General features: G+C 40.1%; 22 protein-coding genes, 9 tRNA genes and 1 rRNA gene. 24 read left to right on the forward strand and 8 right to left on the reverse strand.

The genetic code is table 11. The features are described from left to right. The 11 genes from rrf to FCL54_RS21595 form a co-directional block, all read left to right on the forward strand. Positions 1 to 110: ribosomal RNA gene (rrf, locus tag FCL54_RS21545) — 5S ribosomal RNA — on the forward strand; the annotation flags it as partial. A 9-nt stretch (positions 111 to 119) separates the two neighbouring features. Further along, positions 120 to 195: transfer RNA gene (locus tag FCL54_RS21550), tRNA-Val, on the forward strand. 313 nt (positions 196 to 508) lie between these two features. Next, positions 509 to 584: transfer RNA gene (locus FCL54_RS21555), tRNA-Thr, on the forward strand. A gap of 14 nt (positions 585 to 598) precedes the next feature. Then, a tRNA-Leu gene (locus FCL54_RS21560) sits at positions 599 to 684 on the forward strand. 21 nt (positions 685 to 705) lie between these two features. Continuing rightward, positions 706 to 782: transfer RNA gene (locus FCL54_RS21565), tRNA-Arg, on the forward strand. A 14-nt stretch (positions 783 to 796) separates the two neighbouring features. Next, positions 797 to 872: transfer RNA gene (locus tag FCL54_RS21570), tRNA-Ala, on the forward strand. Positions 873 to 879: 7 nt separating this feature from the next. Then, positions 880 to 972, forward strand: a tRNA-Ser gene (locus FCL54_RS21575). Positions 973 to 977: 5 nt separating this feature from the next. Continuing rightward, positions 978 to 1053, forward strand: a tRNA-Asp gene (locus FCL54_RS21580). A 4-nt stretch (positions 1054 to 1057) separates the two neighbouring features. Beyond that, positions 1058 to 1132 (forward strand) — tRNA-Asn (locus tag FCL54_RS21585). Between the two features lie 9 nt (positions 1133 to 1141). Continuing rightward, positions 1142 to 1213, forward strand: a tRNA-Glu gene (locus FCL54_RS21590). Between the two features lie 447 nt (positions 1214 to 1660). Next, positions 1661 to 2836 carry a MalY/PatB family protein gene (locus FCL54_RS21595; RefSeq protein ID WP_138129256.1) on the forward strand — a complete coding sequence of 392 codons (1176 nt, stop codon included), beginning with the start codon at positions 1661 to 1663 and terminating at the stop codon, positions 2834 to 2836. 120 nt (positions 2837 to 2956) lie between these two features. Here FCL54_RS21595 and FCL54_RS21600 read toward each other — a convergent pair whose 3' ends face one another. Beyond that, on the reverse strand, positions 2957 to 3511 hold the full coding sequence (locus FCL54_RS21600) for a DUF421 domain-containing protein (protein WP_171016962.1): 555 nt from the start codon (positions 3509 to 3511) through the stop codon (positions 2957 to 2959). Between the two features lie 305 nt (positions 3512 to 3816). On the opposite strand from FCL54_RS21600, the gene FCL54_RS21605 reads away from it, so the two are divergent. Next, positions 3817 to 4581, forward strand: coding sequence for a MerR family transcriptional regulator (locus FCL54_RS21605; protein WP_171016963.1), 765 nt, complete (start codon positions 3817 to 3819; stop codon positions 4579 to 4581). A gap of 137 nt (positions 4582 to 4718) precedes the next feature. On the opposite strand, the gene FCL54_RS21610 is transcribed toward FCL54_RS21605, so the two are convergent. From FCL54_RS21610 to cidR, 4 genes are all read right to left on the reverse strand, one after another. Beyond that, positions 4719 to 5072: an avidin-fold protein gene (locus FCL54_RS21610; RefSeq protein WP_138129259.1), complete on the reverse strand. Its 354-nt coding sequence runs from the start codon at positions 5070 to 5072 to the stop codon at positions 4719 to 4721. 33 nt (positions 5073 to 5105) lie between these two features. After that, positions 5106 to 5465, reverse strand: a complete 360-nt coding sequence (locus FCL54_RS21615; protein WP_138129260.1) for a hypothetical protein — start codon at positions 5463 to 5465, stop codon at positions 5106 to 5108. A gap of 36 nt (positions 5466 to 5501) precedes the next feature. Further along, positions 5502 to 6020: an acyl-CoA thioesterase gene (locus tag FCL54_RS21620; protein WP_138129261.1), complete on the reverse strand. Its 519-nt coding sequence runs from the start codon at positions 6018 to 6020 to the stop codon at positions 5502 to 5504. A gap of 239 nt (positions 6021 to 6259) precedes the next feature. Further along, positions 6260 to 7153, reverse strand: a complete 894-nt coding sequence (gene cidR, locus FCL54_RS21625; RefSeq protein ID WP_138129262.1) for a cidABC operon transcriptional activator CidR — start codon at positions 7151 to 7153, stop codon at positions 6260 to 6262. A gap of 520 nt (positions 7154 to 7673) precedes the next feature. Between cidR and FCL54_RS21630 the strand changes: the two genes are divergently transcribed. Next, positions 7674 to 8216 (forward strand): hypothetical protein, encoded by a 543-nt coding sequence (locus FCL54_RS21630; protein ID WP_138129263.1) that lies wholly within the window; start codon positions 7674 to 7676, stop codon positions 8214 to 8216. 217 nt (positions 8217 to 8433) lie between these two features. On the opposite strand, the gene FCL54_RS21635 is transcribed toward FCL54_RS21630, so the two are convergent. Further along, positions 8434 to 8883, reverse strand: a complete 450-nt coding sequence (locus FCL54_RS21635) for a protein-tyrosine phosphatase family protein (protein ID WP_138129264.1) — start codon at positions 8881 to 8883, stop codon at positions 8434 to 8436. A gap of 106 nt (positions 8884 to 8989) precedes the next feature. Beyond that, positions 8990 to 9496, reverse strand: coding sequence for an adenylyl-sulfate kinase (locus FCL54_RS21640; protein ID WP_171016964.1), 507 nt, complete (start codon positions 9494 to 9496; stop codon positions 8990 to 8992). 279 nt (positions 9497 to 9775) lie between these two features. Between FCL54_RS21640 and FCL54_RS21645 the strand changes: the two genes are divergently transcribed. The 4 genes from FCL54_RS21645 (at position 9776) to FCL54_RS21660 (ending at position 13455) form a co-directional block, all read left to right on the forward strand. Continuing rightward, complete coding sequence (locus FCL54_RS21645) at positions 9776 to 10012, forward strand: FeoA family protein (protein WP_138129266.1); 237 nt, start codon at positions 9776 to 9778, stop codon at positions 10010 to 10012. Beyond that, positions 10002 to 10748: a FeoB small GTPase domain-containing protein gene (locus FCL54_RS21650; RefSeq protein WP_138129267.1), complete on the forward strand. Its 747-nt coding sequence runs from the start codon at positions 10002 to 10004 to the stop codon at positions 10746 to 10748. Before FCL54_RS21645 ends, FCL54_RS21650 begins: the two co-directional genes overlap by 11 nt. Further along, positions 10700 to 12100, forward strand: a complete 1401-nt coding sequence (locus FCL54_RS21655) for a nucleoside recognition domain-containing protein (RefSeq protein ID WP_138129268.1) — start codon at positions 10700 to 10702, stop codon at positions 12098 to 12100. The genes FCL54_RS21650 and FCL54_RS21655 overlap by 49 nt, the downstream gene beginning before the upstream one ends. A gap of 140 nt (positions 12101 to 12240) precedes the next feature. Next, the gene (locus FCL54_RS21660; protein ID WP_171016965.1) at positions 12241 to 13455 is read left to right on the forward strand and encodes an NAD(P)/FAD-dependent oxidoreductase; all 1215 of its coding nucleotides are present in this window, start codon (positions 12241 to 12243) and stop codon (positions 13453 to 13455) included. A gap of 394 nt (positions 13456 to 13849) precedes the next feature. On the opposite strand, the gene FCL54_RS21665 is transcribed toward FCL54_RS21660, so the two are convergent. Continuing rightward, positions 13850 to 14914 carry a DmpA family aminopeptidase gene (locus FCL54_RS21665; protein ID WP_138129270.1) on the reverse strand — a complete coding sequence of 355 codons (1065 nt, stop codon included), beginning with the start codon at positions 14912 to 14914 and terminating at the stop codon, positions 13850 to 13852. A gap of 275 nt (positions 14915 to 15189) precedes the next feature. Between FCL54_RS21665 and FCL54_RS24175 the strand changes: the two genes are divergently transcribed. The 7 genes from FCL54_RS24175 (at position 15190) to FCL54_RS21695 (ending at position 23205) form a co-directional block, all read left to right on the forward strand. Further along, positions 15190 to 15339, forward strand: coding sequence for a hypothetical protein (locus FCL54_RS24175; RefSeq protein WP_171016966.1), 150 nt, complete (start codon positions 15190 to 15192; stop codon positions 15337 to 15339). A gap of 178 nt (positions 15340 to 15517) precedes the next feature. Continuing rightward, a complete protein-coding gene (locus FCL54_RS21670) occupies positions 15518 to 16153 on the forward strand; it encodes an FMN-dependent NADH-azoreductase (protein ID WP_138129271.1) in 636 nt (211 codons plus the stop codon). Positions 16154 to 16378: 225 nt separating this feature from the next. After that, on the forward strand, positions 16379 to 16840 hold the full coding sequence (locus FCL54_RS21675; protein ID WP_138129272.1) for a hypothetical protein: 462 nt from the start codon (positions 16379 to 16381) through the stop codon (positions 16838 to 16840). Positions 16841 to 17007: 167 nt separating this feature from the next. Continuing rightward, positions 17008 to 19299 carry a DEAD/DEAH box helicase gene (locus FCL54_RS21680; protein WP_138129273.1) on the forward strand — a complete coding sequence of 764 codons (2292 nt, stop codon included), beginning with the start codon at positions 17008 to 17010 and terminating at the stop codon, positions 19297 to 19299. After that, on the forward strand, positions 19289 to 20542 hold the full coding sequence (locus tag FCL54_RS21685; protein ID WP_138129274.1) for a ribonuclease H-like domain-containing protein: 1254 nt from the start codon (positions 19289 to 19291) through the stop codon (positions 20540 to 20542). Before FCL54_RS21680 ends, FCL54_RS21685 begins: the two co-directional genes overlap by 11 nt. Positions 20543 to 20575: 33 nt before the next feature. Then, the gene (locus tag FCL54_RS21690; RefSeq protein ID WP_138129275.1) at positions 20576 to 22480 is read left to right on the forward strand and encodes a DUF294 nucleotidyltransferase-like domain-containing protein; all 1905 of its coding nucleotides are present in this window, start codon (positions 20576 to 20578) and stop codon (positions 22478 to 22480) included. 2 nt (positions 22481 to 22482) lie between these two features. Further along, complete coding sequence (locus tag FCL54_RS21695; RefSeq protein ID WP_138129276.1) at positions 22483 to 23205, forward strand: 3'-5' exonuclease; 723 nt, start codon at positions 22483 to 22485, stop codon at positions 23203 to 23205. The last annotated feature ends 105 nt before the right edge of the window (positions 23206 to 23310 follow it).

A 23310-nucleotide genomic window follows, 5' to 3' on the forward strand; every position in this document is an offset into this window, starting at 1 on the left:
ATGATGGCGAAGAGGCCACACCCGTTCCCATGCCGAACACGGAAGTTAAGCTCTTCAGCGCCGATGGTAATTGGGGGATCTCCCCCTGTAAGAGTAGGACATCGCCGGGCTTAGATAGTGGAGGATTAGCTCAGCTGGGAGAGCATCTGCCTTACAAGCAGAGGGTCGGCGGTTCGAGCCCGTCATCCTCCACCATTTTTATGAAATGCCCGTTATTGATTTAACTTCATAATACTTCGCCGGCTTAGCTCAATTGGTAGAGCAAGGAGCATAACCGCACCGATTAATCTGCGACTTGTCTTGACGCAGATAGCTACAAAGTTAAGCTTGTAGAGGAAGAGACAACAAAAATGATTTAACTTCATAATACTTCGCCGGCCTAGCTCAATTGGTAGAGCAAGGAGCATAACCGCACCGATTAATCTGCGACTTGTCTTGACGCAGATAGCTACAAACTTAAGCTTGTAGAGGAAGAGACAACAAAAATGATTTAACTTCATAATACTTCGCCGGCCTAGCTCAATTGGTAGAGCAACTGACTTGTAATCAGTAGGTTGGGGGTTCAAGTCCTCTGGCCGGCACCAACTTTACACATCTTGCGGGTGTGGCGGAATTGGCAGACGCGCTAGACTTAGGATCTAGTGTCTTTACGACGTGGGGGTTCAAGTCCCTTCACCCGCACCATAAAAAATAAACAAAAAAAGTGCGCCCGTAGCTCAATTGGATAGAGCGTCTGACTACGGATCAGAAGGTTAGGGGTTCGACTCCTCTCGGGCGCGCCATTTCAATAAAATTTGGGGCCTTAGCTCAGCTGGGAGAGCGCCTGCTTTGCACGCAGGAGGTCAGCGGTTCGATCCCGCTAGGCTCCACCAATCAAACGGAGGAATACCCAAGTCCGGCTGAAGGGATCGGTCTTGAAAACCGACAGGGGCTTAACGGCCCGCGGGGGTTCGAATCCCTCTTCCTCCGCCATATCTGGTCCCGTGGTGTAGGGGTCAACATGCCTGCCTGTCACGCAGGAGATCGCCGGTTCAAATCCGGTCGGGACCGCCATTAGTCCACAGTAGCTCAGTGGTAGAGCAATCGGCTGTTAACCGATCGGTCGTAGGTTCGAGTCCTACCTGTGGAGCCATATAAATCTGGCCCGTTGGTCAAGTGGTTAAGACACCGCCCTTTCACGGCGGTAACACGGGTTCGAATCCCGTACGGGTCATACTTAAGAAGAACTCATAAAAAGAGTTCTTTTTTTATTTAAGCTCTTTTAAGATAGTTGTTTTGCATATCTTCTCAAAACTGTGAGGTTGTAGTAACATTGATTTCCTTTCCAGATATTCACTTTCCGGGGTTAATGCCTTTTTCCAGGTTCCTCTGAATAAAAAACGCCACAGTGTGAAAATGAAGGCGCCTGCGGCCCACAATGAGCATTCTTTGCGGCCAAAAGAGGCACAGCGCGAGCATTCGAAACCGAAGCGGCTAGCCTCGATCCCCTCCCCTCATTTTTAAGCGTTAAAAAGCAAAAGAGTTTGCAATCCTCAATTGGTTTCTTTTTTTCTTCCTGAGTAGATTAATTGAACATTCCTGTCTAGAACGGTAATCTTAGACTAGAGAATTAATTTGCTATTGAAGTCCAAGATTGAAAAACTGTGAGGTGTATTGGTTTATGATACAATTTGGCCAGGAAATCGATCGATTTAATACCCATTCCGTAAAGTGGGACCATACCGAAGCGATATTTGAAAAAGAAGGGTTGCTGCCAATGTGGGTAGCAGACATGGATTTTAAGGCTCCTGAACCGGTTATTAATGCACTGAAGAAACGTGTGGAACATGGAATTTTTGGTTATTCGATGCCGACACAGGAAACAAAAGAATCAATTCAGAATTGGCTTCGAAAACGACATGATTGGAATATCGACACCGACTGGATTGTTTTTACACCAGGTGTGGTTCCTGCTTTATCAGCAGCTATTAATACATATACGTCTCCTGAAGATGGAGTACTTATCCAAAGCCCTGTATACTATCCGTTTGGAGATATGATAAAGAAAAATAATAGACAGCTTGTAGACAGTCCGTTAGTTTTTAATGGTATCAGCTATGAAATGGACTTTGACGATCTAAATGAGAAGCTTAGCGATCCGGGTTTAAAAATGATGTTGTTATGCAATCCCCATAATCCTGTAGGAAGGGTTTGGACAAAAAAGGAACTCGAGAGGCTTGCAAATCTTTGTTTAACCCATGATGTACTTCTTATCTCAGATGACATTCATTTTGATCTTATTTATAAAGGAGTCACACATACTGTTATTTCCACTCTATCAAAGGAAGTCGAGCAAAAGGCAATTACGTGTATTGCTCCGAGCAAAACATTTAATCTTGCTGGTATGCAGCTGTCTACAATTATAATTCCAGATGAAGAGAAACGGGAAAAGTTTAATGAATACCTTGGCAAGATCGGTTTTTTTGCCCCAAATCCATTTGGGCTTGTAGCAGTTGAGGCTGCTTATAACGAAGGGGAAGAATGGCTTGATAACCTTATGGATTACCTTCAGGGGAATTTAGATTTTCTAAAATCTTTTATAGAGGAAAAGCTTCCTGATATAAAGGTAATTGAACCCGAGGGTACGTACCTGGTATGGCTGGATTTCCGGAAACTTGGTTTCTCTCACAAAGAATTAGAAACATTTATGCAGGACGAAGCTAAGTTGGCACTTGATGAAGGATACATTTTTGGTAAAGAAGGAGAAGGATTTGAAAGAATCAATATTGCCTGTCCGCGTTCATTATTAAAAGAAGGACTGGAAAGGCTAGAAACAGCATTGAATAACAAGCTTTGATGAACGAATGCAGAAGCGTCCAGTCAATATGTAGATTGGGCGCTTTTTTATTCATTGTTGTTAAACACTCCAAACACAAAAAAAAGGATGGATGTAATAAGAATTCTATCGCCAGTATAGTTAATTTTCATCCCCTGGCTTATAATTGTACATTCCTTGACGGTGATCCGAGGGATTGTTAGTGTCGATTTCCAGGAAACCCTTTTGGTTAAAAGTTCCCAGCGTAACCTGATGTAGCTGATCCCGATCCAAACTATATGATTTCATCTGGTCATATAACCATACTTCGTCTTTTTCAAGGTATTTTAAATTATGGTGAACAATATGGCCATCCATTATTAAAGGGATAGGAATAAAGGCTGGGGAAGGAGACATATACAAATCACTCGGCTGAAGTGGCCGCTTGTCTGATTTTGGTATAGCACTGATGCTTCCGTTTTCCTCCATCACAACGATTTCAAGGTCTGATACATTCGTATATCCTTTATGCCTCAAGATTCCCAGAAGCTGTTCAAGTGATAGATGCACTTTGCGCAATCCTTCTTCGTCTATGTCTCCTCCTCTAACTAAAACCGTAGGACTATCTGTAATAAGAGGCTTTAAACCTTTCACAAGAGTCAGCTTTGAAAGGATCAAGTAAACAACAACTATTACAACCGAGTAATAAGAAGCCACACCTAATCTTTTGGTTAATATATTGTTGAATCAAGACTTTATGAAAAAACTGAGATTAAAAAGGGGTTGAAGTAAAAAAACGAGGAAATAAATCTTGTTGTTTTGTCGTTTTATAGCATTATTAACTCATTTTCAGCAGCAATGCTTAAGAAAAAGCTAATAAATGAAAATTTAAAAGAGATATTTCTCATAACATACCGCTTTTTAACATTTTCTGACTAGTTTTTGGAACCTTTGTCACAAGGCAGGAAAAGGAATAGGTACAGATGGAATATTTTAAAAAAACCATCTGGGAGGAATTTTTTATGAGTAGGGATAAGATCACCATCTCAAGAGCATCTTCAATAACCAGGGTGTCCCCCCACCTTTTAAAGACATGGGAAAAGCAATTCTCAGCTTTTTTTGAAATCCCAAGAGATCGAAATAACTCAAGAAATTATACAAAGGCAGATATTGAAACGGTTAAAAAGATTAAAGAAATGAAAGAAAATAAAGTGGAAGATGAAATGATTATAAAATTATTGGAACTCCAGATGAATCCGCCTGCATCAAATCCGGTTGAGATTAAACCTGAGTTGATAGAAAGTTTGATAACAGATGAAGATATAGAAATCCCGGAAGATACTGGGGAAAGAACATCAGTCGATTCGAGTGAAGAAATCGTTTCATCTCTTTCAAAAATGGTGTCTTTTATCGAGTCTAAGGAGGTTAAAGAACTTTTAAAGGTCGATACTAAACTAAAGGATTTAGAAAAAAATATCGTTCATCAATTGCACGAAATAGTCCATGAAGAAATAGCTACTGCATCAGATGCCCATACAAGCATGAACCATATGGAACTATCATCAATATCTGAAAAAGTAGAAAGACTTGCAAATGTTTCTACAGAAGAAAGAATTTCGTACAGGACAGAAGCAGAACAACAAAGGAAACTAATAGAAGAGAAAATTGCTTTAAGGGAAGAAAGGTTCATCGCGTTAGTTCAGGAACGGTTTAGAAAAGAAGTTGAGGAACCTAAACATAAACCGGGGATGGGGTTTTTAAAAAATATCCTCGGATTTGCTAAATAACTATTCAAAGCATGAAAAATCAAGCTGCTATTTTTAACATATAACTTTAGGAAACATTGCTTATGACAGACAGCGAACCGATAAGTGATAATCACTTATCGGTTCGCTGTTGCTTTTAAACTTATACCTTTTCTTTTCTACTTTTCAAGAAGATATTTTCTAAGTGAGTTGATTAACGTTTCCTTTATTTCTGCTTCATCCATATGCTGAGAGACTTCTTTTCCAGGATCATTCTTTTCAATTTGGAGAATATCGAACTGAAAAGTACAATTTCCACATCTTAATTTATTTTGATGATCGATATAACGATATCTGAATGCGGCGTATCTGTCATTTAACAATGTACCGAGCAATTTTCCCTGGTAAACTGGCCCCCCGGTAAATCCTGCATAAAAGACACAATCCGTTCTGTTAAATTCAAAAGAGAATCGAAGAAAATCTTGCTCATGGAAGAAATCTTTGTTTATATCATCCCGTAGTATTTCTATCATGTCAGGTATTGCCCCTCACCGTAAACTCAATATTTAGCATAACTTTAGGAACTCAGGAGATTTGCCTAAAATGAGCTGGCTTAAATTATCGTATCCATATGGTTTATATTTAATAAACAGTCGTAGTATTTCTGAGGCATCATCTCGATTTTTAAGCTTATTTACCTCCCTAATGTACAGTTCGATCACTGACTGCTTTATATTTTTTGGGGAGTGTTTTCCCGGGTCTTCATCACATAACAGGCAGCCAAGGTAATGATAGCGGAACTGCAATTGTCGAGTCAAGTTAACCACATGCAATAGCGCTTCATACGCTTCTGGATACTTTTCCTGGATTTGTTCACTTGCTTTTTTTGTTTCATAAAGACTGTCCAAACTAGTTAATGCGATCATCGTTGATCTCCTTCCTTTCATTGGTATTTATGATATCTATCGGTCCCATGGCTTTTGAAGCGTAATAGAGTCGGCGAGATCTTTACTCTTTGTTCTTCTGTTCCTGCGAACTTCAGCTCTTTCGGCACCAGTATCAAACAGCTTTTTTTCTTCATCCGTTTCCGGTATAACACCAGGCACCTCAATAGGCTTTTTGTCCGGCCCAAGTGCTACAAAGGTTAAAAAAGCAGTGGCCGCAATTCGACGGTCGCCATAAACCATATCTTCTGCGATAACTTTACAAAAGATTTCCATTGAGCTCTTCCCTGTATAAGAAACAAACGATTCGATGCAAACAGAATCGGATTGATGAATCGGACAAAGGAAATCGATCGAATCAAGAGAGGCCGTCACGCATTCTTTTGCTCTTGAGTGTCTTCTTGCGGATAAAGTAGCACAACCATCGATTTTTTTCATCAAAACTCCGCCGAACAATGTATTATAGTTATTCAAATCACAAGCCAAAACTTGATCAGTGTTTACAATTCTGCTTTCGCGAGCTTTTTTATTTTCCATATTTATACACCTTCCATAAAAGAGTGGACAGTTCATTTTAATAAAACAGGTTAAACGTGTTAAAAGAATGAATGTAAATACGTATTTAGGCGTCCCTTTTGGTGTGATTGTAAACCCGCTAATGATAAGAAGTAAAATAGTTATTTCGATATCTTGTATAGCTTTTATCTATGAAAATGCTTACAGCCATAACTATAAACAATGAAAAACAAAATAAACCAGCCTTGATTAGACTGGTTTTATCGCCTGTATTTTTTATTAAGTTGCTCCTGGGTAAAAGTAAGCCATTCTTTTGCAGCATAAGAAAGATACTTGTTTTTTCGCCAGATGATTGCGAGTTCCCAATAGATTGACGGACTGGTTACATTAAGAACCGAAACATCGCTTGTTAGGTCCTTGCAGATGCTCTCAGGCATCAGTGCAACCCCTAATCTGGAGGAAACCATCTTCCCGATAAAATCCCATTGGGAACTTTCAGAGATAATATTGGGTTGAAAGCCAGCCATCGCACAAGAAGAAATGATACGGTTATGGAGTGCAAAATCTTCATTGAATAAAATAAAATTTTCATCTTTCAGGCTTTCTAAATCTATTGAGCTTAAAGATGCAAACCTGTGGGAAGATGGGATAACGAGTTGAATGTTCTCTTTTTCAAAGGAAAAAGAATGAAAAACACTGTTGTTGACAGGGAGGACAACTACCCCCAGATCCAAGTCCCCTTTATCAATTTCGTCCTCGATTCTCTTGGAGCCATACTCAACAAGCTGGATTGAGATATCAGGATAATGCTCATGGAACCTTCCGATAATGTCAGGGAAATATAATGAACCGATCATGGGGGGTAAACCGATTCTAATGCTCCCTTTCTTTAATTCAAGCAGATTATCGAGTTGAAACCTTAAATCCTTGAAAGCTTTGTCGATTACAGTTGCCTGATCAAAGATTATTCGGCCGGCATCTGTTAATTCTACTGTTTTCTTTGTTCGGTCGAAGAGAGGGACCCCAAGTTCGTCTTCAAGATTTCTAATCATTTTACTAATGGTAGGTTGTGTAATAAATAAATGTTCGGCTGCCTTACTAAAGCTTTTTAACTTCGTAACTTCTATAAAATATTGCAAATGTTTAATATCCATTCTCTCCACCTGCTTATCTTATGTAAAGTTTTAATTATGCTGACGGAATTATAGAACAATTATCCAGTCATGATTCCAAACTAAAAACTGTTATACAAGTTTAGCATAACCTTAAAGAAATTTCTGTTTATGAAATAATTAAATGTCGCACTAAACCCGGCTATCAGTCTTTATCCATACGGCTCAGTCCAATCCATACGTCCCTTGGCGTTCGCCTTCACCTTTCTACACTGCGGGGTTCCAGTTGTCTTAGCTGGCCCTCAGGGTAAAGAAGGCACTGAAAACCTTCAATTGATTGAAGCGAAGGGCAGTCGACTCCTCGAAAATATATTCACATTTTCTTCGTGCGATGTAACGCTGCCGAAGCCTTCCTTGTCCTGCGGGAAAAACAAGAGCTGAAGATCCCGCAGGAAGCGGTTTTTGCTGACGAGAAAGAACCTCTGTTAAAGTAGGAAATAGTTCAATAACGAGGCTGAAACCATTTCCCTTCCAATTCGTATTATTGAAGAGGAGGGATACCGTGTATGCGATTATAGGTTGGGTAGTTTTAGGGATCGTTGGGTTCTTTTTGTTTTCTTATTATAAATTTCCAAATTCAGCAGTGATGAGCGGTTTTAAAACGAAACGTAGCTTTTATTTTTCTGTTTCAATGATTTTGATTGTTTCAATAGGGGCATTCAGTGCTCATTTCTATGCCCGATCACAGGAACCGTGGCGTGCGAGCCAGATTTTTCAGTTGAAAGGTCCGGAAGGGGACATTCACCTTTATACCGGCCAGAAAGAGAAAGCAGCGATCAATTATGATAAGCAAATTCATACAAAGCGCCCTTACAAGACGAACCTATTATTATGGGATGGTTACGATGAAATAACGCTTCACGTTACACAGAGAGGGGATAAAGATAGCAGCTATAAGAAGGTTTATGTTAATAATGCTATTCCTGATTCGGGGGTTTACCGAATACCTGTTACATTAACATTTCCGGAGAAAGGAAAATGGAGAATAGATATCTATAACGAAGGTGAACCAATAAATGCAATTGTAGTGGATGTTCAACATTAATAATTTTTAAAGATGGAAGAATACCTTTTCACTTTTGAAATAAACGTCCAGGTTAGAGTCAAGAAGGTTTTGCAGAACGATGGGAACACAGAATCGGGTTGTTTGATTTTATAAACCGCTCTTACCTTCTCGATTGACTCAGCGGAGATTCCATAATTGCTTTCTAATAGTTTCCGAACAACATTAGTACTTAGATCCACATCTGCCCGCAAAAGTTTCACTTCCTTTTGTTACCGGAGAATAAATAGCGTTCGTAATCGTTTAAGAGCTTGATATACCAGGGCTTTGGTGCTAAGTCAGGTTTGAGTTTCTTAACAAATTGTAATGCTTCTTTTTGTGGCCAACATTGAAGTTTCATAAAATAAGCTGTTAGAATAAATCCTAAACGATTAATACCTGCAACATCATGGACGTATACGACATATCCGTTTGTCAATAACAATTGCAGCGTATTTATAACAGTAATGAGCCAATGAAGATCAGGACTCCGTTGATCTAGAATAGGTGCGTATAATAAGATTCTGTTAATAAAGTTTATCGGTATTTTATACTGTCGATCACTTACGTTTAAAATTGCGTTAATTCTGTGATTAACAAATATCCAGTCACCATCTTCTAATATACTTCCTGCATAAAGCCTATTCGGTATGATTTCTGTAATAGGCATTATAATTCCCCCTACAAACTAACTGTGAATCCTTATTAAGTTATGTGAGTGGAGTATGTCCTGTGATATGTCCACCTCAAGTTGCTAATTGCAAGGGAAAATTTTTTTAATGAAGATATCCCTGATTCTTTAAAAAATGGATGATTTTCTGTGCTGCATCTGTAGTTGATACCTGGTGGGTGTTTATCACTATTTCAGGTTTGTCTGGTTCTTCATAGTAATAAATAGTTGAAGGATAACGCTTATATTTTTCTAAAATGTCTCTTTGAAGCCTTGTTTCCAGGGAATATTTTAAATATACTTCCACAAAATTATTTATTGATTTGCGAGCTATGTCTCGCATTTCTTTCAGGCGTCCAACTGAAGAAATTAAAACGATGACATTATGCTTACATAGAAGCTGTGCAACATATATCAAGTTTGTAGATTTTTTCTGTTGTCTTTTTTTCCAATCAGAGCTTAATTCTTTTGTTAAAGATTTTGGAACTTCATCGCTATCTATCCGTTCAACCAGGGACCCCATTTTTTCTAATTCATTTTCAACGTGCTTACTAATTGTCGTTTTCCCAGCGTTTGGCAGGCCGGTTATCCAAATTACTATTCCTTCTTGCAAATTTTCACCCCCCAATTTTCAGTTATTACAAGATATTCAAGACCAGTTTGTTTTGAATGGACTAGAATCCACTTTTACCTTTCCTATTTACTTGAAAACAAAGTACTACATTCACATGTAAGTTCAATATCTACATGAAAGAAAATGGTAAATAATTTATCGAAAGTTTCCTTTGTGCAAAAAGTGTTGACAATTCCATGAATTATTCATATGATGAAACAAAAGTTGCCTTAAGGAAAAATATTAGACAAAGCCTAAAATTCGTGGGAGTGACAAAAAATGACTTTGTATGAAGGGAAAAAAGGAGATTTTATTAAAATCAATCAAGTCTTGTTAGAAGGGGTTATGAGAAGAAGGCTGTTGGATCTTGGATTTGTACCAGGAGCGGTGGTAGAAGTCTTAAAGAAAAGTCCTTTAGGAGATCCGATCGCTTTTCGGGTTAGCCAAACAACGATCGCGCTAAGGAAGGAAGAAAGTTCAAGAATATTAGGGGAGCGGATAGAAAATGGCTACTAAACAAGCTTATCGGATTGCACTTGCAGGAAATCCTAACACGGGGAAAAGCACCCTGTTTAATGCACTGACAGGATTAAAGCAGCATACAGGAAACTGGGCAGGAAAAACAGTAAGCATGGCAGAAGGAATAGTCCGCCACAAAGATAAAGAGTATCGATTAATTGATTTACCGGGTACTTATTCGTTGTTCTCAAATTCTACAGATGAAGAGGTTGCACGGAATTATATTATTTTTGAGAAACCTGATGTAACGCTAGTAATCCTTGATGCAACTTCCCTGGAACGGAATTTAAATCTGGCTCTTCAGGTATTGGAGATGACACCCAATGTTATTGTGTGCATCAACTTAATCGATGAAGCCAAAAAAAGAGGGATAGTAGTAAATGAAGGGCTGTTAATGAGAGAACTTGGCGTTCCGGTAATTAAGATGTCAGCAAGAAACAAAATCGGGTTTTCGATTCTTCTGGATACAATAGACCGTATGGTTAAAGGAGAAATTTCTGTCAGACCTGTTCCGTTTATTTACAATGAGGAAACAGAAAGAAAGCTAGAACAAATAGAGCCAGAAGTACGTAAATTGGTTGGGGACGAATTTCCTGCACGCTGGATCGCTCTTCGTTTACTTGATGGAGACACTTCCTTGTTGAGAGAAATTGAAAAACGCATGCTGCAAAAGGAGGATAAGGAATGGAACTCAATCGAGGCATCACAAACCAATCGTTTAGAGAACTTTTAACCAGGGCAGAGGGTCTTTCAACTTCTGAATTAAGAGATGAAGTCGTCCACAGCCTTTACCAGAAAAGCCAGCAGCTATGCGAAAGAGCTGTAACATTTTCAAAGAGCAAGGAAGATAAGCGCACGGAAAAACTAGATGCTATATTTACGTCACCGATATGGGGATTTCCGATTATGCTCACAATGCTCGGCATCATTTTCTACTTGACGATCGCAGGGGCAAACGTTCCTTCTTCTATGCTCGCAAGCTTTTTTGGATGGCTTGAAAACTATTTGACGATGGGCTTCCAGGCGATAAATGCACCGGATTGGCTCCATGGTGTCATTGTCCTCGGTTTATACAGGGGAACGACCTGGGTGATCAGCGTTATGCTTCCGCCGATGGCTATTTTCTTCCCGACATTCGCCCTTCTGGAGAATTATGGATATCTCCCGCGTGTAGCATTTAACATGGACCGATTGTTCAAAAAAGTAGGTGCACACGGCAAACAATCCCTTACGATGGCGATGGGCTTTGGCTGTAACGCTGCGGCAGTTCTTTCAACCAGAATTATCGAATCACCTCGTGAACGAATGCTTGCGATCCTAACTAATAATTTTGTGCCATGTAACGGAAGGTGGGGCACATTGATTGTTCTAGCCTCTCTGTTCATGGCAGCAGGGTTAACTGGTGGAATGAAAACATTAGTGTCTTCGGCAGTAATAGTCGGCATAGTGGTCTTTGGTATCTTTGTAACATTTGCTGTTTCCTGGGTGCTTTCCAAAACAGCGTTAAAAGGAGTGCCTACCCACTATACGCTGGAACTGCCACCTTACCGGCGTCCTAAAATTTTTGATACGGTAATAAGGGCATCGTTAAACAAATCATGGGCTGTGCTGGTTAGGGCGGTTAAAATAGCTGCACCTGCCGGAATCTTAACATGGGTATTCGCTAACATTATGGTAGGTGATACCAGCATTCTGATGCATGCCGTAAACTTTCTTGATCCGTTCGCACAAACCCTGGGATTAGATGGATATATTTTATTGGCATTCATCCTGGGACTGCCGGCAAACGAAGTAGTGCTTCCTATCCTCTTAATGGGATACTTGTCGACCGGATCTTTGATAGAAGTGGATAACTTAACTGATTTAAAGCAAATTTTCCTTGACCAGGGTTGGACCTGGCTAACTGCATTAAATGTAATGCTGTTTTCTCTTCTGCACTACCCATGTGGAACAACGCTGGTTAACATATACAAGGAAACCAAAAGCAAAAAATGGACGCTCATGGCATTTCTTATTCCAACACTTATCGCTTTATTGGTGACATTTTCCATCAATCAAATTGTTACTGCTTTTGGGTGGGTATAAAATACTGGTGATCCGGGTTAATTCCGGATCACTTTTTTAATTTAAATCCTAAACGCATCAGATTTTTTGTGTTTTGAATAATAATCTGAATCACGTAAGAAGATATGAATAACAAGTGAATGGAGAAAGGATTCCCGTATATGAAACTTTATCAAGGTGAGTTATATTGGCCATCGATAAGTCCTGAAAAAAGAGTATATAAGCCACTGAAAAAAGATGCGGAATGTGAGGTTTTAATTATAGGTGGCGGTGAATCAGGAGCACTATGTTCTTTTTTATTAGGTGAATATGATATTGATACGATTGTAGTAGAGAAAAACAAAATCGGTAATGGTGTATCGGCCGGGAACTCTGGTTCTTTACAGTTTATGTCCGATAAAATGCTATCAGATATGATTAAGGAAATAGGTCCGGAAAATGCCATTTACTTTTATAAACTCTGTCAAAAAGCACTCGATGAGATTGCTCGGATTACTTCACAGGTCGAATGGAGTACAGGGTTCGAGCGGAAGCATAGCCTTTATTTTGCAAGCAATGTCAAGGACCTGCATAATCTGAAAACAGAATATGAGCTTTTGTCAAAACTGGGTTTTCCGGTAACCTATATGGACAAGGCTGAAATTCAAAGTAAGTTTCCCTTCAGCAAGCCGGGAGCAATCTATTCATTAAGTGCAGCAAGATTTAATCCAGTGAAGTTTTGCCAGGCCATCATTCATGAAGCAGCTAAAAAAAACGTAAGAGTATACGAAGACACAGAAGTACTTAAATACGACCTTACTGGAAAGAAATTATTGTTTGAAACTAGCGGCGGAACAATAAAGGCGAATAAAGTGATCTTTGCCTCCGGATTTGAAACATTGAATTATCTAAATACTAAAAAGATTTCACTGACACGTACCCAGATCGTGGTGACGAACCCGATCGGAGAAGGAGAAAAGTGGTATGAGAATGCTTTGATCTGGGAAACGAAAAGACCTTATCAGTATATCCGCATTAGTGACGATCACAGATTGATACTGGGAGGACTGGATGAAAATGAAACAGAACCAGTAAATGACAATTCGGAATTAAGGAAGAGATCTAAAAAACTTGTTGATTCAGCAAGTGAATTGTTTCCTAACCTGGAATTGAAAATTGATTATGAATATAATGCCGTTTTTGCTACGACGTTTGATGGGCGGCCGTTTATAGGCGAGCACCCTGCTTATAAAAATGCCTATTTTTTATTGGGGTTCGGCGGGAACGGGACCATTTACAGCATGATGGGTGCAACTATTCTTCGCGATCTAATATTATATGGCTACCATCCAGCTGCCGAAATTGTTAAGTTGGGCCGGTCCATGAAGAATAAGTAAACATGGAAATGAGTCTCATGCTGATGAGGCTCTACTTTTGTTTTGGCCCTATTCTAAAAACATAGTTGTTTTTGCATAAAAGCGATTTACTGCGATAGTTACTGCTGACCGCTGCGGAAATACACTACGCTTTCCGCGGACTCGCACTGAACATCCTCGCTCGCAAAGAACGCCTGTCTGGTTACGGCTAACAGTGACTAGTGGATCTCCCTCATCTCCTTGCGATAAGGCAACATCGACTCTCTTTCGTCCGTCGTGTTTTCTTTATCTCCATACAGCTCAGTCAAATCCATACGTCCCCTGGCGTTCGCCTTCACCTTTCTACACTGCGGGGTCTAACGTCTTGCTAAAAACAGGCTGCTATTGGGACCAGCCTGTTTTATGGAATTGCCTGTCATATCAATGATATTTTGTGCTTTTCAATCAGATCTTTTAGGGCGGGCCTTTGATTTCCATCTCTTCCGGTGACTTGATGGGCAGTTATTAATGAATTTAACACCGCTTCTTCAGTTGCTTCGCCTACCGCCCTAAAGGCAAGATCTATATCGTCCTCGTGGATCGTTGGGAAGGAGAGGCAGGAGGATGGTTTTTTATGCGGTATTTTTGTAGCAGTGGAAAAACCAATGGCCACTTCGCCGCTTCCAGTTGTAATGATTGAACCTGTTCTTGATAAACCTGTTACAGAACGCTTGAGAATTCGGTTTAACTGTCTTTCAGATAATGGAAGGTCTGTGCCGATGATCACCATTACGGAACCTTTATCTTTTTCCTCTGTCGTTTGCAAAATAACGTCTTTTAGTTCTTCTCCGACAGCTTTTCCATTTATTTTTAGATCACTTAAGATCCCGAAGTTTGTTAATACAAGAACGCCAATTGTATATCTCCCATGTTCCATTTCAATAATCCGGGACGCAGACCCTATTCCGCCTTTCAGGGAATAACAGAGCATGCCTGTTCCAGCACCAACTGTTCCTTCTTTAAACTCCCGAGAAGCATTTTCTAAAGCTTCTAATATGTGTTTCTTTTCTACAGAACCTGCACGAATATCGTTTAGGATCATATCGTTACATTCGCCAATAACCGGGTTAACAGTTCCGGTTGTTCGGCCGATTTCAGGATTTTTTTCAAGCATGTATTCGATCATCGCTTCTGCTGCAGTGCCGATGCTTAACGTGTTTGTCAATACGATCGGAGTTTCAAGTGTACCTAATTCTTCCATCTGAATCGTTCCCATCGTCTTTCCAAAACCATTTATAACATGGCTGGAAGCGATCAGTTTTTCTTTGAAGATGTTCCCCTGATGCGGCAATATAGCAGTTACGCCTGTCTGTGTTTCTTTATTGCTTAACGTAGCATGACCGACAGTGACTCCTTCTATATCAGTAATAGCGTTATAAAAGCCTGGTTCTAAACGGCCTATCTTTACTCCATAATCCCTCATCCGTTTTTGATTTCGCATCTCATTCATCCTTTAGCTATGTATTGGCTTGCTTTTTTATGCCCTAATTGTAACATCTTGACGGTAAACTGGTTGATATGGAGGAACACTGATCTCGAGAAAGAGTGAAGTGGAGAAACGGTCATACATGAGAAAGAAACAGTTAAAAAATTAGGCCTAAATCCCTGTTTATTCTTTAGATAGCAAATTTTATTTTTAATATTATGTGGTCAAATTGTCATAATAGTAGTAAAATTATGTGTAATATATCCTCTAAAAGGTGGGGGTGAAAATTCATGGATGGAAAACCAATTCATTACGATGGAAGCACGCAAATTGGAGGTAATTTTAAAAATGAATTGAAAACGACTGAACCGTTTAAGTTAACGGATGAAATGAGAGCGAACATTAGCGGTAATCCATACGAAATAGATATTAAAGCATAAATCAGATTTGAATTTGTCTCATAAAGACAGGTTCTTTTTTTTGTGAGCAAAAATTTTGAAACCTGCTGCACAGTTTAATATAATCCTAAAACAGAGGCAATTTAGTTTTGGATTCTAAATAGTAGGCTATATAAATGAAAACTAAACTTGCAGATTACATATAGAAAGGGAGATTTCGATGGCAAAAGTTTTGTATATTACGGCACATCCGCAGGATGATGCATTTTCATATAGTATGGCGGTTGGAAAAGAGTTTATCGAAACATATAAAGAAGCAAATCCAAATGATGAAGTAGTCCATTTAGACCTTTATAAAGAAAACATTCCGCAGATTGATGTTGATGTTTTCAGCGGGTGGGGGAAATTACAAAAAGGAAGCGGGTTTGAAGAACTTTCCTCTGAAGAAAAAGCGAAAGTGGGAAGATTATCTGAGTTATGTGATGAGTTTGTTTCAGGAGATAAATACATTTTCGTTACACCAATGTGGAACTTCTCTTTTCCCCCGGTCATGAAAGCATATATTGACTCCGTAGCTGTTGCAGGTAAAGCTTTTAAATATACGGAGCAGGGACCTGTAGGTTTGCTGACGGATAAGAAAGCACTCCATATCCAGGCGCGTGGTGGAATATATTCGGAAGGCCCTGCCGCGCAAATGGAAATGGGACACCGTTATTTAGATGCAGTTATGCAGTTCTTCGGAGTGCCTTCATTCGAAGGGATTTTTGTAGAAGGACACGCAGCTATGCCAGATAAAGCAGAAGAAATAAAGCAAAATGCTATTGCCCGTGCAAAAGATCTTGCTCAAACATTTTAAAAGTTAGTTCGAACGAAGAGCCAGTTTTAACATTCTGGCTCTTTTTTTATTGGCTTGTCCTAAAGTTCATTATATAGAGTACCGTAATTTTATTATGTAGACTAGAAAATTTATTAGAAGAAAGTTTTATTTAAACTTTAAAAGGAATATTACTATTAAAATGGAAAGTAGATTTAGCGGGTATTTTCCAGTAAACGATGCCACTTTCATGTTGGAATTTAAAAGATGGGAGATGGTTGGATTAAAATTCAGAAAACGTTTTACCCGAATATTAAGTCGATTGAACTGACGATGCTTGCAGTATATATTATAGTGGTTGCTTTTGGAAGCGCTTTAATGTGGGTGAACAGTGACCTTACGTTTAGCAGGTGGAAGACTTTTATGCTTGTAGGACTGATCTATATTGGTGTCTGCTTTGTCTTGTCCGTGTCCATCCGAAATCAACGCATCGAATTAACAGACCAGGAGTTTAGGCTCATATTGTTAGGTTTTGTTCGCAAAGAGATTAAGTATAACAGAATAAGAGAAATAAAAATTGGAAAACTAAATGGATCACCAGTTGTTGAAGTTACATTTGCTGATGGAAGCAGTACGACAAAAGTTCCGTTCATCCCTTTTGAAAAAGACTGGTACTCTATTGCCAGGTTTATTAAGCAAAGAAATAAAAGAATACTGATCAAGTTATAATGGACAACTATATATCTGTTTTTTGAATACCAGAACAGCAAAAAAGTGCTTTCTGGTTTTTTTATTTCATCAATTGTTTTAAAATGGTACCGTTTCGAACAGATATTCGCTAAAATAGAAGGTATATGAAGTTACCGCTTATATCCTTTTTCGAGGTGTGATGATACATGAATATAAAAAAGAAATTGCCTGAGTTACTCGACTTTTTCCAGACTGATTTTTCCTATAAAGAAAATATTGTGACCTGGAAAACAATCGAGGAAAAGGCTGCTAAAACAGCTCATTTTCCAGGAGGGCTGGATGAACGGTTAGTGCAAGCGATGAAAAAGAGAGGGGTCACTTCTTTATATACACATCAGGCTTCTGCATTTAAGGAAGTGCAGGATGGGAACAGCATCGTTGCAGTAACGCCGACCGCTTCAGGAAAAACGATGTGCTATAACTTGCCTGTTTTGAACGAAGTGCTTAATAATCCTTCCAGCAGGGCGCTGTATCTGTTCCCCACAAAAGCACTCGCCCAGGACCAGAAGAGTGAGTTAAATGAATTAATAGACGAGATGGAAGTCGATCTGAAAAGTTATACGTATGATGGAGACACATCACCGACGATCCGCCAGATTATCCGAAAAGCTGGACATGTAGTAATGACGAATCCCGATATGCTCCACTCTGCGATTTTGCCCCATCATACGAAATGGGTATCGCTGTTTGAAAACCTTAAAGTAGTTGTAATCGATGAACTTCATACTTATCGGGGAGTATTCGGGAGCCATGTTGCGAACGTTATTCGCAGGTTGAAGCGAATCTGCCGTTTTTACGGAAGCGATCCGCTCTTTATCTGTACGTCTGCAACGATCGCGAATCCAAAAGAACTAGCAGAAGATTTGACAGGCCAGCCGGTCAAGCTTATCGATAACAACGGGGCACCGTCAGGGAAGAAGCATTTTATCTTTTATAATCCACCGATCGTTAACAGGGCATTAAACATACGCAGGAGTGCAACTCTTGAAGCGAGAAAAATTGCAGAGGAGTTGTTGCGGAACAAAATCCAGACGATCGTGTTTGCGAAAAGCCGTGTACGGGTCGAGATTCTCTTAACATATCTACAGCTTTTAGAACAGCGTGAACTTGGACCAAGGACAATCAGGGGTTACAGGGGCGGCTATTTGCCAAAACAGCGACGGGAAATTGAAAGAGGTTTGCGAAACGGCGAAATTCTGGGAGTTGTAAGTACGAACGCTCTTGAACTCGGTGTTGATATCGGCCAGCTACAGGCTTGCGTATTAACTGGTTATCCAGGCTCTGTCGCGAGCACATGGCAGCAGGCCGGGCGAGCAGGAAGACGCCAGGACGAGTCGGTCGTGTTTGTAGTGGCAAGCTCTAGCCCCCTCGATCAATATATGATTGAACATCCGGAATACTTTTTTGAACGGAATCCAGAAGAGGCGAGAATCAACCCGGACAATTTGATCATTTTGGTTGACCATCTAAAGTGTGCGGCATATGAACTGCCGTTTGAAAAAGATGAAACATTTGATGGCGTGGAAATCGAGGAGGTACTGGAATTTTTGACAGAAGAACAGCTGCTCCATTTTAGAGGAAAAAAATGGTTCTGGATGAACGATTCTTTTCCGGCACATAACATAAGCCTCCGTTCTGCTTCCCAGGAAAATGTTGTAATCATCGACCAGACGAATGCAGCCAATGTAAAAGTAATCGGAGAGATGGATCGTTTTAGTGCGATGACATTGCTTCACGAAGAAGCGATCTATCTTCATCAGGGTGTGCAATATCAAGTAGAAAAGCTTGATTATGAGGAAAAGAAAGCCTGGATCAGGGAAGTAGATGTGGACTATTATACCGATGCTAACCTCGCTGTACAGTTAAAGGTATTGGAGGTCGATAAAGATAACCGCTTTTTGGAGACGGATGCTTCTTATGGAGAAGTGATGGTGAATGCAATGGCAACCATCTTTAAAAAAATTAAGTTTGAAACACACGAAAATATTGGATCAGGTCCGATCCATCTACCTGAAGAAGAACTGCACACAAATGCCTGCTGGTTTGATTTTCCGGAGGAATTTGTAAAAGAAATAGGTGAAAAAAGGCTCGAGGAAGGGTTGGTCGGCCTCGCCAATGTATTGCGAAACGTTGCCCCTTTATTTGTGATGTGTGATGTTTCCGATCTGCATGTGGTTCCACAAATCAAGGCAGTCCATTCCAATAGGCCGACTATCTTTCTGTATGATAGATATCCTGGAGGTATCGGACTCAGTGAACGCGTATATAAAGACCTGGAAATTATATTGAAGGAAGCCCAATCGATCATGACCGGGTGTCCATGTGAACAGGGCTGCCCTTCCTGTATCGGGGCAATGGAAGAAACTGGGGAAAATGGAAAAGATACTTCCCTTTATCTTGTGAAATTTTTACGGGGTGAACAACAACATGTCTCTTAAAGGCAAACTAAGCCGTATGAAAAAACATATGAATCTTGCACCGGATTCAAAAGAGAAAAACGAAACAATACCAGATCAAAATGAAAATAAAGAAGTGGAAGTTCCTTATCTGGATAAGTGGAAAACACTTGGAGCCTATCCGTTTTTCTTTGACGGCGATTATGCCATTATTAAAGAAAAGACATACCCGATTTCCTATCAACATGGGCGAAATCGTTTTGAAGAACTCGAGGACATCGTAAGGCAATGGAACGCTTTCAGTCTTGACCATCCTCTCTCTTCAAAAGATCTCCGACCCGAAGATTTGTTGTTTTTTGATACCGAAACGACAGGGCTGGGCGGTGGTGTCGGAAACACGATCTTCCTGCTTGGGTATAGCCAGTATACAGAAGAAGGAGTCAGGCTCAAGCAATATTTTCTTCCCGGACCCGGGGCCGAGGTGCCGTTCTATCAAAAGTTTTTACGAGATGTTAAAGAATTAAAGAACCTGGTAACATATAACGGGAAAGCATTCGATTGGCCACAGGTTAAGACAAGACATACCTTAATCCGTGACAGGCTTCCTGAACTTCCTGCCTTTGGTCATTACGACCTTTTGCATGGAGCAAGGAGAATGTGGAAGAATAGGCTGGAATCTGTCAAACTCTCTCTTGTTGAACAAGAAATTTTACAGTTTGTAAGAGAGGAAGATACTCCTGGTTATCTCGCCCCCATGCTCTATTTTGAATATATTAAGGATCAGGACCCGGAGCTTATATCGGATGTACTTCTTCACAACGAAAAGGATATACTATCCTTGATCACGTTGTATGTTCACCTGTCAAAAATACTGTTGCAGATGAAGGATACGGTGGTAAATACAGAAGAACAATATGAAGTGGCCAGATGGTACGAAACGATTGGCCATGCAGATCATGCAGCAGTTATTTATGAAGGGCTGTTGAAATCTTCTTATGGCTTTAAAGCAAAAGAAAAGCTTTCTTACCTTTATAAAAAAAAGAAACAGTGGAAAAACGCAGAATTATTGTGGAAAGAACTATCGGAATCTTCGAGGAAGCCGGAATTTGATGTGGAACTTTCAAAGCTCTATGAGCATACGTTAAAAGATTTTGAACAGGCTTTTTACTATGCGGAGAAAGCCTATCAAAAGTGGAAGGAAACGAACCGGATATTGAAAAATAAAGAAGAGCAGGAAAGAATGGAATTCGAGAAGCGGCTTTTACGAATCGAAAAAAAGCTTTAGGCCGAAAATAACCTCTCTTAAAGGAGGAACAGCATGCAGGATTTTTATAATCTCATCGATAAAAAAGAACCGTTTCATTATCTAACATCAGACCAGAAAAAACGATTGCTGGCTGATGCAGAGCTCCAGGAGTATAACAAGGGTGAATTTCTTTTTCATGAAAAAGATGAGGAGGTGGACCTTTTCCTCGTCGTGTCGGGAATCGCTAAAAATATCGTCCATAAGGCCAACGGGCATCAGACGACGATGCGCTTTTATTATCCGGGGGATCTGATCGGCTTGATGATTATGCTGACTAGCGGCACGATGACTTTTTCTGTTCAAGCGATTGAGAATTGCAAGGTCATTAAGCTCCGAAAAGAAGTTGTGTTAAATGCCATGAATGAAAATCCTAGGTTTTCTTCCGTTATGCTTGAAAGCATCGGAGATCGGATGAGAACCTTATATGACGAGATTAAACTGGATCGCCAGCGGGAGGAAGATTCGGAGAACATCGTTTTATTCCGGACAAGGATCAACAGCATTATGGAGGAAGATATAAAGGTTCCTCCTGCTTACACTGTAATGGAAACGGCAGAGCTATTTAAACAGGACAAGCCTGCGGGTGTCATCGTAAGTGAAGATGAAGAGAGTATACTCGGAGTTGTGACAACGCACAGCATTTTAAAGGCTGTTACGGAAGGGAGCCTATCCGATCCTATCCACAGATGGATGGAACAGGAACCGTTTACAGTGGAGGCTGATGCGTTCAGCTATGAAGCACTTGCTCACATAAAATATCATCCTGATTCGTTAATCCCAGTGATTCACCGGAAGCTGCTTGTCGGCATGGTCTCTGCCCAATCATTCTTGAGGTTGCAAGACTCTGCATATCTGGATTTACTGCATAGAATAAAAGGAGCACGAGATTACGAAGAAGTTGAAAAGCTCTCTCCACTTTATAATAATGAGTTTCACACATTTGTTTCCGATATGCTGGTGCAGGATACCCTTGCATACGACATCTGTGAAATGATCTCGAATTACAATGATGAGATTCATAAACAAATCATCATATTGGCAGAAGAGGAAATGAAACAAGAAGGACATGGCCTTCCGCCGGTGAATTATTGTTTTATCGTGATGGGAAGCGAGGGAAGGAAGGAACAGGCATTTAGCACTGACCAGGATAACGGGTTTATTCTAGATGAATACGAACATCTTCCTTACCGAAACGACATCCAGGCCTATTTTCGTAAGTTTGCCGAAAAGATTAACACAAAACTGGTTGAATGCGGATTCCCTGAATGTGAAGGAGGCATCATGGCAAAGGAAGAAAAGTGGTGCCGATCTATCTCATCATGGAAAAAGGAAGTAAACCGCTGGATTCAAGAAACAGATGCCGAAGAGATCCGTAACTTTACTATTTTCCTTGATTTTAGGCCGATTTACGGAGACCTTGATTTAGCCATTTCCCTGCGAAGAGAAATGACAAAACGTGTCCAAAAAGCCCAATCGCTGCACATGTTGCTTATGAAGGATACGATCCGATTCCGCGTTCCACTTAATCCCCTGGGACAACTCCATCTTAAGGGAAAGAGCAAAAAGTTAAACTTAAAAAAATCGGCGATCATGCAAATCGTGAACGGAGTTCGTATTTTTGCAATGAAGTATGGTATCGAAGAAACCAATACACTAAAAAGGCTCTATCGTTTAAAAGAGAAAGAGATTTTCCATCCGCGGGATGTGAAGAACATCGAAACAGCCCTTCATTATTTATACTGGTTCCGAATTAACGGGAACTTAAAACAAATAGCGGCAACGGATCCGATTAACAACGAGTTATCTCCAGTCCAGTTAAGTCGAGAAGATAGAAAAAAACTAAAAGAAGCTCTTGTTGTTGCTAAACGGATGCAGCAAGTAAGTGAATTGAGCTTCAGGAAAAACAGGAGCCTTTAAATATGGAGACGCTCGGGTTTAGGTTCCTGAAGTACTTCCTTTTTGACTGGTTTCGTGTTCGAAAAGAAGCAAGTGAGGCTAAACAACATCCCGCGTTTAACAGGATATGCCGTCTTCTGGATAAAGAGGATAACTTTCAAGCGAGCGGTGATGCGTTTACTGTGTTTGATCTTGAAACAACCGGCTTTTTCCCAACGCTTGGTGATGAGATCATTTCAATCGGGGCAATAAAAATCAACCGCACGAATGAAGAGGTTTCCGAAAGTTTTTATAGGATAATAAGGCCAGTGAGAAAAGTGCCGAAAACGGTTCTGGAAATTACAGGCCTCAGTATTTCTGAAATTAAAAATGGCGCCCCTTTTTTGGAAGTATTCGAGGACTTTCTAGAATATTGCAACGGTTCCACGCTAGTCGCACATCCTGCAGGCTTCGACATCTCTTTTTTGCAAACGATGGCGAAAAGGATGGGATTGCCGGGATTTAACCCGCCGTACATGGACTGCGAAGAATTGGTCAAACAGTTATTTCCTGGAATTAACCCTCAATTGGATTATTTAATCAGGAAATTCCATCTTACAGAGCTTGAAAGGCACCATGCGCTTAATGATGCCCATATGACTGGACAGCTATTTGTTAAGCTTCTGGAAATATTAGAGAAGGGACAGCTAGATGAAGTAAAAGTAATTGAAGACCTAACTCAGCAAAACGAGGAAATAATCGATTGATTATTCCCCGGGTAAGCGCAGGATACGCAAGTTTTCGACGTTCATTTCTATCATTCTCAAAATTTGTGTTTACTTTTGGAAAAAAATGTTGTATTTTAAAATCTG

Origin of the sequence: Exobacillus caeni, assembly GCF_005747095.1 — a bacterium.
GTDB lineage: Bacteria > Bacillota > Bacilli > Bacillales > Guptibacillaceae > Exobacillus > Exobacillus caeni.